This window comes from Shewanella sp. 10N.286.52.E4 (genome assembly GCF_041468785.1).
GTDB classification, from domain to species: domain Bacteria; phylum Pseudomonadota; class Gammaproteobacteria; order Enterobacterales; family Shewanellaceae; genus Shewanella; species Shewanella electrodiphila.
On the sequence record NZ_JBFRJJ010000062.1, the window covers coordinates 1 to 15,534 of the forward strand.

Below are 15,534 nucleotides of genomic sequence, written 5' to 3' on the forward strand. Positions count from 1 at the left end.
AAGCTTCGGCTTCCTTTTTTTGTTTTATAGATTTTTTTTAACTTTTGCTTATGTTCTCTAGTGTCGACCTTGCGAACTGACTAGAATAAGAATACAATCTATGGCCGATTTTTGACCCTGAGCTGATGCTTTTCGTGGCTAAACTCGGAAGTACTATTTGATAAAATGGTACATATTTATCAAATTTAAGCTCAGGTCTTAGTGAGTAACGGAACCAACCGATGACGACAAATACTGAAAACCAGAATAATTCTCTGGATATTGTTAAGTGGGGCATTGCAGTTATATTGATTGCCGCCGCTGTTATTGGCAACCAAGCATTTGGCGAAGCCAGTGTTGTAGTACGCGCATTAGGCGTAATTGTTGCCTTTGTAATTGCAGGCTTTATTGCTCTGCAAACGGTAAAGGGTAAAGAAGCTTTATCTTTTGCTCGTGAAGCTCACATTGAAGTACGTAAAGTGGTTTGGCCTACGCGTCAAGAAGCGCTGAACACAACATTCATTGTTCTTGCTGCAACAGCTGTCGTAGCCGTTATCCTTTGGGGTTTCGACTGGGTACTATTGCGCGTTGTTAACCTAATTACTGGCGTATAGGCATTTACATGACTGAAGCAACAGAAGCAAAAAAAAGATGGTATGTCATTCAAGCATTCTCAGGCTATGAAGGCCGAGTAGTAAAAACATTGCTTGAACATATTAAGATGCACAACATGGAAGATTACTTTGCAGAGGTATTAGTGCCGACTGAAGAAGTAGTTGAAATGCGTGATGGTCAACGTCGCAAGAGCGAACGTAAATTCTTCCCTGGCTATGTATTAGTCCAAATGGAAATGAATGACGAAAGCTGGCACTTAGTGAAAAGCATTCCACGAGTAATGGGCTTCATTGGTGGGACTTCAGATCGTCCAGCACCAATCTCAGACAAAGAAGCGGATGCCATTCTTCAGCGTTTACAAGATACCGTTGAGTCTCCTACTCATCGCGTTATGTTTGAACCTGGTGAAGTTGTTCGTGTTAACGATGGTCCATTTGCTGACTTTAATGGCACCATTGAAGAAGTTGATTACGATAAGAACCGCGTTAAGGTTTCAGTAATGATCTTCGGTCGTTCTACTCCAGTTGAGTTAGACTTCCAGCAAGTTGAAAAGAACTGATTAAATTAAATACAAATAGTATTTGTTTGCGGGTGCGGATTTTAGTATAATCCGCACCCGTTGTTTTCAAGGGGAGCTCATTGGCATGTAGCCGATAGCGTTTGAACCCAAATTGAGGAAATGTCGACATGGCAAAGAAAATTGAAGCTTATATTAAGCTACAAGTAGCAGCCGGTGCTGCAAACCCGTCTCCACCAGTTGGTCCTGCTCTAGGTCAAAAAGGTGTGAACATCATGGAATTCTGTAAAGCATTCAACGCTCGTACTGAAAAGTTCGACAAAGGTATGCCGATTCCTGTTGTTATCACTGTATACAACGATCGTTCTTTCACGTTCGAAACTAAGACTCCTCCAGCATCTTTCTTATTATTGAAAGCTGCCGGTCTTAAGTCTGGTTCTGGCCGTCCAAATACCGAAAAAGTTGGAACTATCAAGCGCAGCGCTGTTCAGGAAATTGCTGAAACAAAAGCGACTGATATGACTGGTGCCGATGTTGAAGCGATGATGCGTTCAATTGAAGGTACTGCACGTTCAATGGGTTTGGTAGTAGAGGACTAATATAATGGCAAAGCTAACTAAGCGCATGCGCGTAATCCGCGAGAAAATCGACGGAACTAAAAGCTACGATATCAATGAAGCTGTTTCTTTATTAAAAGAACTTGCTACTGCTAAATTCGTAGAAAGTGTTGACGTTGCTGTTAACCTAGGTATTGATCCTCGTAAATCAGATCAAAACGTTCGTGGCGCTACAGTATTACCACATGGTACTGGCCGTGAAGTTCGTGTTGCTGTGTTCACACAGGGCGCAAACGCTGAAGCAGCTAAAGAAGCTGGTGCAGAGTTAGTTGGTATGGACGAACTTGCTGCACAAGTTAAAGCTGGCGAAATGAACTTCGACGTAGTTATCGCATCTCCAGATGCAATGCGCGTTGTTGGTCAGTTAGGTCAAATCTTAGGCCCACGTGGTCTAATGCCTAACCCAAAAACTGGTACAGTAACGCCAAATGTTGCTGAAGCAGTTAAAAATGCCAAAGCCGGTCAAGTTCGTTACCGTAACGACAAGAATGGCATTATCCACACTACTATCGGTAAAGTGGATTTTGAACCAGCACAGCTTAAAGAAAACTTAGAAGCGTTAGTCGCAGCACTGAAAAAGGCTAAGCCTGCAGTTGCTAAAGGCGTATACGTGAAAAAAGTTAGCATCTCTACCACTATGGGTGCAGGTGTAGTTGTCGACCAGGGAACTCTGGAAGAAGCTAAGTAATATACAAAGCGAGCGTATTAGTCTATAATGCGCGCACTTTGTGGGTTGAGGTCTGTTTTCGACAATGTTGAAAACAGGTTTCCGTCCAAGACCGTAGGTGTTTTCTTAGGATAACTTAATTTCCTACGTAGACGGTGTCAGACCCCCCAGATAGATTTTGTTCTGCTGGAAATCTGCACCGTAAGTCGTTAAACACATAAGTGTTTAATATGGTAAATACTAGGGATATCCCTAGGTAGAATCCAGGAGTAAAGCCAATGGCATTAAGACTCGAAGACAAAAAAGCGATTGTTGCTGAAGTCAACGAAGCAGCCAAAGGTGCTTTATCTGCAGTTGTAGCCGATTCACGCGGTGTAACTGTAGGTGATATGACCGGTCTGCGTAAAGCAGCTCGTGAAGCTGGTGTTTATGTACGTGTAGTACGTAATACATTAGTTAAACGCGCTGTAGTTGGTACTGATTTTGAGTGCCTATCTGACACGTTTACTGGTCCTACTTTAATTGCATTTTCTACTGAGCACCCAGGTGCTGCAGCGCGTCTTCTAAAAGATTTCGCAACTGCACAAGAAAAGTTTGAAATTAAAGCAGCAGCCTTTGAAGGGGAAGTAATCCCTGCAGCAGATATTGATCGTTTAGCGAAATTACCAACTTACGACGAAGCACTAGCTCAGTTGATGATGACTATGAAAGAAGCATCTGCTGGCAAGTTTGTTCGTACATTGGCCGCTCTTCGCGATCAAAAAGAAGCAGCTTAATATTTTATTAGCCGCTTAAATTTATTGAATTCAGTACAATAGGAATTTTTTGTTATGTCTATCACAAAAGACCAAATCTTAGAAGCTTTCGCAGAAATGTCTGTAATGGAAGTTGTTGAACTTATCGAAGCAATGGAAGAGAAATTCGGCGTTTCAGCTGCTGCAGCAGTAGTTGCTGGCGGCGCAGAAGGCGGCGCAGCTGCTGCTGAGCAAACCGAATTTGACGTTGTTATGACTTCTTTCGGTGCTAACAAAGTTGCTGTTATTAAAGCACTTCGTGGCGCTACAGGTCTTGGCCTGAAAGAAGCTAAAGCTATGGCTGAATCTGCACCAGTTGCAGTTAAAGAAGCTATCACTAAAGAAGAAGCAGAAGCCCTTAAAGGCGATCTAGAAGCTGCTGGCGCTGAAGTAGAAGTTAAGTAAGTTATACTCTAACTTACCACCTCCCGAGAAATCGGGCGGAGGCTGGCGGTTTTTTAACCGTCGGCCTTTTTTGCGCTATATGCGCAGGCGATTTTTTATTCACCGTTTGTCGCCAGTTATTAGCAGTTCCTAGCAGAGATTACTGGTTAGGTTCTTGCCATCAACGGTGATGGGCAAACGTGCTGTTATAATACTTATATTATTTCAGTCTTGGTCACATCTCGTAAGTAGAGGAAACCCATGGTTTACTCCTATTCTGAAAAGAAGCGTATTCGTAAAGACTTTGGCAAACGTCAAAAAGTTTTGGATATTCCGTACCTATTGTCTATTCAGTTAGACTCTTTTAAGAAGTTCACCGATCAAGATCCTACGGGTGAACGCGGCTTTGAAGCTGCATTCCGTAGCGTTTTTCCCATCAAGAGCTTTTCTGGCAATTCTGAACTGCAATATGTCAGTTACAAGCTAGGCGAGCCAGTTTTTGATGTGAAAGAGTGTCAGATCCGCGGTGTTACATATTCAGCGCCATTACGCGTGAAATTGCGTATGGTTTTATATGACCGTGAAGCTGCGCCAGGCACAGTTAAAGATATTAAAGAACAAGAAGTCTACATGGGTGATATCCCATTAATGACTGATAACGGTACTTTTGTTATCAATGGTACTGAGCGTGTTATCGTGTCTCAGTTACACCGTTCACCTGGTGTATTCTTTGATCATGACCGTGGTAAAACCCACTCTTCTGGTAAGGTGCTATATAACGCACGTATTATTCCTTACCGTGGTTCATGGCTTGACTTTGAATTTGATCCAAAAGATGCCTTATTTGTACGTATTGACCGTCGTCGTAAATTACCAGCGACGATCATGCTACGTGCATTAGAGTTTTCTACTCAAGAAATCTTAGACTTATTCTTCGAACGTATTCAGTTCAAGATTAAGCAAGATTCACTTGTTATGGCACTTGTGCCTGATCGCCTCCGTGGTGAGACAGCAAGTTATGACATTAAAGATTCTGAAGGCAAATTACTTGTTGAATCTGGTCGTCGTATTACTGCTCGTCATATTAAGCAGCTTGAAAAAACCAATACAACTGAACTTGAAGTACCAGTTGACTATATCGTTGGTAAATACGCTGCTCAAGATTACATCGATACAGATACTGGTGAAGTACTTGTTAGCGCAAATGCCGAAATCACCCTTGAAGACCTAGCTAAACTTTCTTTAGCGGGTATCAAAGACGTTGATACATTGTTTATCAACGATTTGGATCATGGTGCATACATCTCAGACACATTACGCATTGATTCAACAACTAACCGCTTAGAAGCATTAGTTGAGATCTACCGTATGATGCGTCCTGGTGAGCCACCAACCAAAGATGCTGCTGAAGGCTTATTCCAGAACTTGTTCTTCAGTGAAGAACGTTATGACTTATCTAAAGTAGGTCGTATGAAGTTCAACCGTCGTCTTGAGATTGCTGATGACGAAGGTGCTGGCGTACTGTCTAAAGAAGACATCGTACACGTTATGAAGAAAATCATCGAAATCCGTAACGGTTACGATGAAGTCGATGATATTGACCATCTAGGTAACCGTCGTATTCGTAGCGTAGGTGAAATGGCTGAAAACCAATTCCGTGTTGGTCTAGTTCGTGTTGAGCGTGCTGTTCGTGAACGTCTATCTTTAGGCGATCTGAATGAGCTTATGCCACAAGATCTAATTAACGCTAAGCCTATCTCTGCGGCAGTGAAAGAATTCTTTGGTTCTTCACAATTGTCACAGTTCATGGATCAAAACAACCCGTTGTCAGAAGTAACGCATAAGCGTCGTATTTCTGCTCTTGGTCCTGGTGGTTTAACACGTGAACGCGCTGGTTTCGAAGTACGTGACGTACATCCAACTCACTACGGTCGTTTGTGTCCGATTGAAACGCCAGAGGGACCAAACATTGGTCTAATTAACTCATTGGCAAGTTTCGCGCGTACAAACTCGTATGGCTTCCTTGAAACCCCTTATCGTAAAGTGGTTGATTGTGTGGTTACTGATGAAGTTGAATACTTATCAGCAATCGAAGAAGGCCGATATGTGATTGCACAGGCAAACATTGAAATTGATTCTTCAAACCGTATGCTTGAAGAGCAAATTGCTTGTCGTCATAAAGGTGAATCTACCTTTATGCGTGCTGCTGATATCCAGTATATGGATGTATCACCACAACAGATTATTTCTGTTGCAGCATCACTAATTCCGTTCTTAGAACACGATGATGCTAACCGTGCATTGATGGGTGCAAACATGCAACGTCAAGCCGTACCGACTTTAAGAGCTGATAAGCCTCTTGTTGGTACTGGTATTGAACGTACTCTTGCTGTTGACTCAGGTGTTGTTGTTGCTGCGAAACGTGGTGGTGTTATCGACTATGTTGATGCTGGTCGTATCGTAGTAAAAGTTAACGAGGCAGAATTGACGCCAGGCGAAGCCGGTATCGATATCTATAACTTAACTAAATACACTCGTTCTAACCAAAACACTTGTATTAACCAACGCCCTTGTTGTTCTGTTGGTGACCCAATTGTTCGTGGTGATGTTTTAGCTGATGGTCCGTCTACCGATTTAGGTGACTTGGCTTTAGGTCAAAACATGCGTATCGCATTCATGCCTTGGAACGGTTATAACTTCGAAGATTCGATCTTAATCTCTGAGCGCGTAGCGCAAGAGGATCGTTTCACTACTATTCATATTCAAGAGCTTTCATGTATTGCTCGTGATACGAAACTAGGTAGCGAAGAAATTACTGCTGATATTCCAAATGTAGGTGAATCTGCTCTGTCTAAATTAGATGAGTCAGGTATTGTTTACATTGGTGCTGAAGTCAAAGGCGGCGACATTCTAGTTGGTAAAGTGACACCTAAAGGTGAAACACAGCTGACTCCAGAAGAGAAACTCCTCCGAGCTATTTTTGGTGAAAAAGCTTCTGATGTTAAGGACAGCTCTTTACGTGTACCTAACTCTGTTAAAGGCACCATCATCGATGTTCAAGTATTCACTCGTGACGGTATCGAAAAAGATAAACGTGCGCTTGAAATTGAAGAGATGCATGTTGGCCAAGCTCGTAAAGATTTAGGCGAAGAGTTCCAAATCCTTGAAGAAGGTGTTTTGAGCCGTGCGCGTAACTTGTTACTTGCTGCAGGTTTCTCTCAGGAGAAAATCGCTGAATTACCACGTAAAGATGTGTTGATTCAGGTTATCGAAGATGAAGCGAAGCAAACTGAGCTTGAGCAATTAGCTGAGCAACATGAAGAGCTAAAAGCTGACTTTGATAAGAAGTTTGAAGTTAAACGTCGTAAGATCACCCAAGGTGATGACTTAGCACCTGGTGTACTGAAGATTGTTAAGGTTTACCTTGCAGTTAAACGTACTATCCAGCCTGGTGATAAGATGGCGGGTCGTCACGGTAACAAAGGTGTAATTTCTAAGATTTGTCCTATTGAAGACATGCCATACGATGAAACTGGTGATCCAGTAGATATCGTACTAAACCCATTGGGCGTACCATCGCGTATGAACATTGGTCAGGTATTAGAGGTTCACATGGGGGCTGCTGCAAAGGGTATCGGTAATCGAATTACTGCTATGCTTGAAGAGCAACGTGAAATTGCTGAACTTCGCGATTATATTCAGAAAGTTTATGATCTAGGTGACGACGTTCTTCAGAAAGTCGATATCAATACATTCTCTGATCATGAAGTAGTGCGTCTGGCTAAAAACCTTAAAGGTGGTATTCCAGTTGCTACACCAGCTTTCGATGGTGCTAAAGAGAAAGAGATCAAGGAAATGCTGCTATTAGCAGGATTACCTGACTCAGGCCAGTTGACGTTATGTGACGGCCGTACCGGTAACGAATTTGAGCGTAAAGTAACTGTTGGTTACATGTACATGCTTAAATTGAACCATTTAGTTGATGACAAGATGCACGCCCGTTCAACCGGTTCGTACAGCTTAGTAACTCAACAACCATTGGGCGGTAAAGCTCAATTTGGTGGTCAACGTTTCGGTGAGATGGAAGTATGGGCACTAGAAGCATACGGTGCTGCATATACTCTTCAGGAAATGCTAACGGTTAAATCAGATGACGTTAACGGTCGTACTCAGATGTATAAAAACATCGTCGACGGTAACCATCAGATGCACCCAGGCATGCCTGAGTCTTTCAACGTATTGTTGAAGGAAATTCGTTCACTTGGTATTAATATCGAGTTGGATCAAGAGTAAGCATCGCTCTTAAGCAATGTTTGGTAACCAAGGATGCTTTGCTTAGCAAAGCATCCGGTTTAACTCCTTCAGGAGAGAAACGTGAAAGACTTATTAAAGTTTCTTAAACAGCAAAGCAAGACTGAAGAATTTAACGGAATCAAAATTGGTCTGGCTTCGCCTGACCTAATCCGTTCTTGGTCTTTTGGTGAAGTTAAAAAGCCAGAGACAATTAACTACCGTACTTTTAAACCTGAACGTGAAGGTTTATTTTGTGCGCGTATTTTCGGTCCTGTAAAAGATTACGAATGTTTGTGTGGTAAATACAAGCGTTTGAAGCACCGTGGTGTTATTTGTGAGAAGTGTGGCGTTGAAGTTACACAGACTAAAGTACGTCGTGAGCGTATGGGTCATATTGATCTTGCAAGCCCAGTTGCACATATTTGGTTCTTGAAATCACTTCCGAGTCGTATCGGTTTGATGCTTGATATGACATTACGTGATATTGAGCGCGTACTGTATTTTGAATCTTTCGTTGTGATCGAGCCTGGCATGACCAGCCTTGAACGCGGCCAAATGCTGACAGAAGAAACATATCTTGATGCATTAGAAGAATACGGTGACGAGTTCGAAGCTAAAATGGGTGCTGAAGCAGTCTTAGACTTGCTACGTGCAATCAATTTAGAAGAACAAATTGATCAAATGCGTGAAGAGTTACCTTCAATTAACTCTGAAACCCGTCGTAAGAAGGTCACTAAGCGCCTTAAACTGATGGAAGCATTCTTCACTTCTGGCAACAAGCCTGAGTGGATGATCTTAAAAGTTTTACCAGTTCTACCACCTGATTTACGTCCTCTAGTACCACTAGATGGCGGACGTTTTGCTACGTCTGATTTGAACGACCTTTACCGTCGTGTAATCAACCGTAACAACCGTCTAAAGCGTCTATTAGATCTAGCTGCTCCAGACATTATCGTACGTAACGAAAAGCGTATGTTACAAGAGTCTGTAGATGCACTATTAGATAATGGTCGTCGTGGTCGTGCTATTACAGGTTCTAACAAGCGTCCTCTTAAATCTTTGGCTGATATGATCAAAGGTAAGCAAGGTCGTTTCCGTCAGAACTTACTTGGTAAGCGTGTAGATTACTCTGGTCGTTCGGTTATTACCGTAGGTCCTACTTTACGTTTGCATCAGTGTGGTCTTCCTAAGAAGATGGCACTTGAGCTATTCAAACCATTCATCTATGGCAAGTTAGAGGGTCGCGGTTTAGCTACGACTATTAAAGCTGCTAAGAAAATGGTTGAGCGTGAACAGGCTGAAGTATGGGATGTACTAGACGAAGTAATTCGTGAACATCCAGTAATGCTTAACCGTGCACCAACACTTCATAGACTGGGTATTCAAGCATTTGAACCAGTTCTTATTGAAGGTAAAGCAATCCAATTGCATCCATTAGTATGTGCGGCATATAACGCCGACTTCGATGGTGACCAAATGGCTGTGCACGTACCGTTAACGCTTGAAGCTCAATTAGAAGCTCGTTCGTTAATGATGTCGACTAACAACATTCTTTCTCCTGCGAATGGTGAGCCTGTAATTACTCCGTCACAAGACGTTGTATTAGGTCTTTACTACACTAGCCGAGAATGTGTGAACGGTCGCGGTGAAGGCATGTCATTTATGTCTGTTGATGAAGTTGAAAAAGCTTACGCTACCGGCGCTGCAGAATTGCATGCTCGTGTAAAAGTTCGCATTACAGAAACTTCAGTAACAGATAATGGTGAGAAGACTCAAAACCGTCGTATCGTAGATACTACAGTCGGTCGTGCATTGTTATCGCAGATATTGCCAAAAGGCTTACCGTATGAACTGGTTAACCAGAACATGGGTAAGAAGCAAATCTCGAAATTGCTGAACACTTGTTACCGTACACTAGGTCTTAAAGATACTGTTATCTTCGCTGACCAATTAATGTATACCGGTTTCCGTTATGCGACTATCTCTGGTGCCTCTGTTGGTATCAACGATATGGTTATCCCGGATGAGAAGTACACTTTAGTTGAAGAAGCTGAACGTGAAGTGCTTGAAATTCAAGAGCAGTTCCAATCAGGTCTTGTTACCGCTGGTGAGCGTTACAACAAAGTTATCGATATCTGGGCAAGCACCAACGACAAAATCTCTAAAGCGATGATGGACAACTTGAAAAAAGAAGTTGTTATCAACCGTGATGGCGAAGAAGAAGAGCAAGATTCGTTTAACAGCATCTATATGATGGCTGACTCGGGCGCTCGTGGTAGTGCTGCACAGATTCGTCAGCTAGCGGGTATGCGTGGTCTGATGGCTAAGCCGGATGGCTCAATCATCGAAACCCCAATTACTGCTAACTTCCGTGAAGGTCTGAACGTATCACAATACTTCATCTCTACTCACGGTGCGCGTAAAGGTCTTGCCGATACCGCATTGAAAACAGCTAACTCGGGTTACCTAACTCGTCGTCTTGTTGATGTTGCACAAGATTTAGTTGTTATTGAAGATGATTGTGGTTCTGTTGGTGGTTTGACTATGAAGCCGTTGATTGAAGGTGGTGATGTTAAAGAACCTCTTCGTGAACGTGTTCTAGGTCGTGTCGTCTCAGTTGACGTACTTGAGCCAGGTACTGAAAAAGTATTGGCTCCACGTAACACATTACTAGATGAAGCTTGGTGTGATCTATTAGAAGAGCATAGCGTCGATGAAGTTATCGTTCGTTCTGTTATTTCTTGTGAAACCGACTTCGGTGTGTGTGCTGCTTGTTACGGTCGTGATTTAGCACGTGGTCATATTATTAACCACGGTGAAGCTATCGGTGTTGTAGCTGCTCAGTCAATTGGTGAGCCAGGTACACAGCTTACGATGCGTACCTTCCATATTGGTGGTGCTGCATCTCGTGACTCAGCTGACAACAATGTTCAAGTTAAAAACAGTGGTACTCTGAAGTTACATAACGCTAAACACGTTACTAGCATCGAGAACAAACTGGTTATCGTATCGCGTTCTTCTGAAGTTGCGATTATTGATGAACTTGGTCGTGAGAAAGAACGTTACCGTGTACCTTACGGTACAGTACTAGAACAACTTGAAGATACGGAAGTGACATCAGGCGCAATTATTGCGAACTGGGACCCACATACTCACCCTATCATTTCAGAAGTTGCGGGTACGGTTAAATTCGTCGATATGATTGAAGGCGTTACTATGACGCGTCAAACAGACGACTTAACAGGTCTTTCTTCGGTTGTCGTTATCGATCCAGGTGCTCGTCCTACTGCAGGTAAAGAAATGCGTCCTGCTATTCGTCTAATCGACAATAGCGGTAATGATCTTATGATCCCGGGTACTGAAGTACCTGCGCAATACTTCTTACCAGGTAATGCGATTGTAGCTAAAGATGATAACTCTGAAATCAACGTTGGTGACGCATTAGCACGTATTCCTCAAGAATCGTCTAAAACACGCGATATTACCGGTGGTCTACCACGAGTTGCTGACTTGTTCGAAGCGCGTAAGCCAAAAGAACCCGCTATTCTTGCTGAAATCTCAGGTACCATTTCGTTTGGTAAAGAGACTAAAGGTAAGGTTCGTCTAGTTATCAGTCCTGCTGATGGCAGTGAACACTACGAAGAGATGATCCCTAAGTGGCGTAATCTTAACGTGTTCGAAGGTGAAAAAGTTGAACGTGGTGAAGTTATCGCTGACGGCCCAGAAGCTGCACATGACATCTTGCGTTTACGTGGTATCCATCATGTTGCTAACTACATTGTTGATGAAGTCCAAGACGTTTACCGTCTACAGGGCGTAAAAATCAACGATAAGCATATTGAAGTTATCATTCGCCAAATGCTACGTAAGTGCTTAATCACTGATGCTGGTGATTCGAACTTCTTAGCTGGTGAACAAGCAGAAGTTGCTCGCGTGAACATTGCTAACCGTGAGCTTGAAGCTCAAGGCAAAGCGCCTGCTAAGTTTGAGCGTGAATTACTCGGTATTACCAAAGCTTCTTTGGCTACTGAATCATTCATCTCTGCTGCATCGTTCCAAGAAACGACGCGTGTACTAACTGAAGCCGCTGTTGGTGGTAAGAGTGATCAATTACGTGGTCTGAAAGAAAACGTAATCGTTGGTCGTCTGATCCCAGCTGGTACTGGTTATGCGTATCACACCGCTCGTAACGAAGCGCGTGCTAATGTTAAAGATGAAGGTGCAGAAGCGCCAGTCATCACTGCTAGTGAAGCAGAGAAAAACTTAGCCGACTTACTTAACTTGGCCGGAAGTGCTGACTAAAGTAAACGTTATGTTAAAAAAAGGCGCCTTTGGCGCCTTTTTTATTGGGAATTGCACGAAAAGTTGTCTATTTCTTGACAGTTGGCCAATACCTTTCTAAACTTTCGCGTCCCATCATAGTGGGATATAGATTTTTCACACAAAATTGTTGAGATTATTCAACTGAACGGAGCTATTCATGGCAACTGTAAACCAGTTGGTACGTAAGCCTCGCTCGCCAAAAGTCGAAAAGACTAATGTGCCAGCGTTGGATTCGTGTCCACAAAAACGTGGTGTTTGTACTCGTGTTTACACTACAACACCTAAAAAACCTAACTCTGCACTACGTAAAGTAGCACGTGTTCGCTTAACTAACGGTTTCGAAGTTACTTCGTACATCGGTGGTGAAGGTCACAACTTGCAGGAACATAGTGTAATTCTAATCCGTGGCGGTCGTGTTAAAGATCTACCGGGTGTGCGTTACCACACTATTCGCGGTGCATTAGATTGTGCTGGCGTTAGTGCTCGTCGCCAAGGCCGTTCTAAGTACGGTGCTAAGCGTCCTAAGTCATAACTTGTCCGTTTAAGTAAGGCCAAGCTAGTTATAAATATTCCAGTTTTGGAAATACCTGAAGCATACGGAGAATTGTTATGCCAAGACGTCGCGTTGTAGGACAACGTAAAATCCTACCAGATCCAAAGTTTAAAAGTGAGTTGTTGGCTAAGTTCATCAACGTCATTATGGTTGACGGTAAAAAGTCAACTTCTGAAAAAATTATCTACAAGGCTCTTGATGTTGTCGCTGAGAAAAAAAGCGAAGATCATTTAAGTATCCTTGAAGCAGCTCTTGATAACGTTCGCCCATCAGTCGAGGTTAAATCTCGTCGTGTTGGTGGTTCTACTTATCAAGTACCATGTGAAGTTCGTCCAGTGCGTCGTAACGCACTAGCGATGCGCTGGTTAGTTGAAGCTGCTCGCAAGCGTGGTGAAAAATCTATGGCTCTACGTCTAGCAGGTGAAATGTTAGACGCATCTGAAAACAAAGGTACTGCTGTTAAGAAGCGTGAAGACGTGCATCGCATGGCTGAAGCTAACAAAGCCTTTGCTCATTACCGTTGGTAATTTGATGGAGTGGGCGTTAGCCCACTCCATATTGTTGATATTTACTAAAGCATAGCTTTAGGTGAGAGGGTATAAATAGTGGCTCGTACAACCCCAATTGAGCGTTATCGAAATATCGGTATTGTTGCTCATGTGGATGCAGGTAAAACTACCACAACAGAACGTGTTCTGTTCTATACCGGTTTGTCTCATAAAATCGGTGAGGTGCATGACGGCGCCGCTACTACTGACTGGATGGTACAAGAGCAAGAGCGTGGTATTACTATCACCTCAGCTGCTGTGACGACTTTCTGGCGTGGTATGGATGCTCAATTCACCGAACATCGCATTAATATCATCGATACCCCTGGTCACGTTGATTTTACTATTGAAGTCGAGCGCTCGTTACGCGTACTTGATGGCGCTGTGGTTGTATTCTGCGGTTCATCAGGTGTAGAGCCTCAATCTGAGACTGTTTGGCGTCAAGCCAACAAGTATGAAGTCCCACGCATGGTTTTCGTCAATAAGATGGATCGTGCTGGTGCTGACTTTGATAGTGTCATTGACCAAATCCGTAACCGCTTAGGTGCTACTTGTGTTCCAATTCAATTAAATATTGGTGCAGAAGAAAACTTCAAAGGGGTTATTGATTTAATTAAGATGAAAGCGATTAACTGGTCTGAAGAAGATCAGGGTACGACTTTCTCTTATGAAGAAATTCCCGCAGATCTTTTAGCCAAGGCTGAAGAAATGCATGAGTATCTTGTGGAAAGTGCAGCCGAAGCCTCTGATGAACTGATGGAAAAGTACCTTGAAGAAGGCACTTTATCTGAAGCAGAGATTAAGTTAGCACTACGTCAGCGCACAATTAACAACGAAATCGTTTTAGCAACTTGTGGTTCTGCTTTTAAGAACAAAGGTGTTCAGGCGGTGTTGGATGCGGTAGTTGACTACCTTCCTGCTCCTGTCGAAGTTCCTGCAATTAAGGGTGTCGATGAGAACGAGAATGAAGTAGAACGCCCATCGGACGATAACGCACCATTTGCTGCGTTAGCGTTTAAGATTGCGACTGATCCATTTGTTGGAACTTTAACCTTTATCCGTGTATATTCAGGCGTACTAGAGTCGGGTGCTGCGGTTTACAATTCTGTTAAACAGAAACGTGAGCGTGTCGGTCGAATCGTACAAATGCATGCTAATGACCGTACTGAACTGAAAGAAGTTCGTGCTGGTGATATTGCTGCGGCAATCGGTTTAAAAGATGTGACAACAGGCGATACTCTTTGCGCAAACGATCATAAAGTGATTCTAGAGCGTATGGAGTTTCCAGAACCTGTAATTACCATTGCCGTTGAGCCTCGCTCTAAAGCAGACCAAGATAAAATGGGGATTGCGCTACAAAAGTTAGCTGCTGAAGATCCTTCTTTTAGAGTGGAAACTGATGAAGAGTCAGCTCAAACATTGATTTCTGGCATGGGTGAATTACATTTAGATATTATCGTTGACCGCATGCGTCGCGAATTTAATGTCGAATGTAACGTAGGTAAACCTCAGGTTGCCTATCGTGAAACGATTCGCTCTTCAGTTGAAGTGGAAGGTAAATTCATACGTCAATCAGGTGGACGTGGTCAATTTGGTCATGTTTGGCTTAAGGTTGAACCATTGGAAGATGGTGCTGGCTATGAATTTGTCAATGAAGTTGTTGGTGGTGCAGTTCCTCGTGAATTCATCCCTTCAGTAGACAAAGGTATTCAAGAGCAAATGAAAAACGGTGTTTTAGCCGGTTATCCTATGCTCGATGTGAAAGTGACTTTATTTGATGGCTCATATCATGATGTCGATTCAAATGAGATGGCTTTCAAAATTGCAGGTTCAATGGGCTTCAAAAAGGGTGCGCTAGAAGCAAGCCCTGTGCTACTAGAACCTACAATGAAAGTGGAAATTACCACGCCAGAAAATAACATGGGCGATGTAGTAGGTGACTTAAACCGACGTCGTGGTGTTATTGATGGTATGGACGATGGCTTGGGTGGTGTTAAAATTATCCATGCGACAGTTCCACTATCAGAAATGTTTGGTTATGCAACTGATTTGCGAAGTGCAACTCAGGGGCGTGCTTCTTACTCTATGGAGTTTGCTAAGTATGCTGACGCACCATCAAACATTGCAAATGCGATTATTGAATCACGTACCTAAAAACTTAGGTGCTTTACTAAATGTTATATAGCTCGTAATCGAGCACTTCTGAAAAGAAAGGAATATATCGTGGCTAAAGAAAAATTTGAA

General features: G+C 42.9%; 11 protein-coding genes. All 11 read left to right on the plus strand.

The genetic code is table 11. From position 1 onward, the window contains the following. Positions 1-221 precede the first annotated feature (221 nt). The gene (secE, locus tag AB4153_RS20740) at positions 222-593 is read left to right on the plus strand and encodes a preprotein translocase subunit SecE (RefSeq protein ID WP_055026517.1); all 372 of its coding nucleotides are present in this window, start codon (positions 222-224) and stop codon (positions 591-593) included. 8 nt (positions 594-601) lie between these two features. Beyond that, on the plus strand, positions 602-1,153 hold the full coding sequence (gene nusG, locus AB4153_RS20745; RefSeq protein ID WP_102529400.1) for a transcription termination/antitermination protein NusG: 552 nt from the start codon (positions 602-604) through the stop codon (positions 1,151-1,153). A gap of 128 nt (positions 1,154-1,281) precedes the next feature. Further along, complete coding sequence (gene rplK, locus AB4153_RS20750) at positions 1,282-1,710, plus strand: 50S ribosomal protein L11 (protein WP_102529399.1); 429 nt, start codon at positions 1,282-1,284, stop codon at positions 1,708-1,710. A gap of 4 nt (positions 1,711-1,714) precedes the next feature. Then, on the plus strand, positions 1,715-2,416 hold the full coding sequence (rplA, locus tag AB4153_RS20755) for a 50S ribosomal protein L1 (RefSeq protein WP_371998535.1): 702 nt from the start codon (positions 1,715-1,717) through the stop codon (positions 2,414-2,416). 257 nt (positions 2,417-2,673) lie between these two features. After that, a complete protein-coding gene (gene rplJ / locus AB4153_RS20760; RefSeq protein WP_102529397.1) occupies positions 2,674-3,171 on the plus strand; it encodes a 50S ribosomal protein L10 in 498 nt (165 codons plus the stop codon). Positions 3,172-3,225: 54 nt separating this feature from the next. Then, entirely contained in the window at positions 3,226-3,594 is a 369-nt protein-coding gene (rplL, locus tag AB4153_RS20765; RefSeq protein ID WP_102529396.1) for a 50S ribosomal protein L7/L12, read from the plus strand. Between the two features lie 240 nt (positions 3,595-3,834). Beyond that, entirely contained in the window at positions 3,835-7,866 is a 4,032-nt protein-coding gene (gene rpoB / locus AB4153_RS20770) for a DNA-directed RNA polymerase subunit beta (RefSeq protein WP_102529395.1), read from the plus strand. An 81-nt stretch (positions 7,867-7,947) separates the two neighbouring features. Beyond that, positions 7,948-12,168 (plus strand): DNA-directed RNA polymerase subunit beta', encoded by a 4,221-nt coding sequence (rpoC, locus tag AB4153_RS20775; RefSeq protein WP_102529394.1) that lies wholly within the window; start codon positions 7,948-7,950, stop codon positions 12,166-12,168. Between the two features lie 178 nt (positions 12,169-12,346). Further along, entirely contained in the window at positions 12,347-12,721 is a 375-nt protein-coding gene (gene rpsL / locus AB4153_RS20780; protein WP_102529393.1) for a 30S ribosomal protein S12, read from the plus strand. A gap of 77 nt (positions 12,722-12,798) precedes the next feature. Continuing rightward, complete coding sequence (rpsG, locus tag AB4153_RS20785; RefSeq protein ID WP_102529392.1) at positions 12,799-13,269, plus strand: 30S ribosomal protein S7; 471 nt, start codon at positions 12,799-12,801, stop codon at positions 13,267-13,269. A gap of 78 nt (positions 13,270-13,347) precedes the next feature. Next, entirely contained in the window at positions 13,348-15,444 is a 2,097-nt protein-coding gene (fusA, locus tag AB4153_RS20790; protein ID WP_102529391.1) for an elongation factor G, read from the plus strand. The last annotated feature ends 90 nt before the right edge of the window (positions 15,445-15,534 follow it).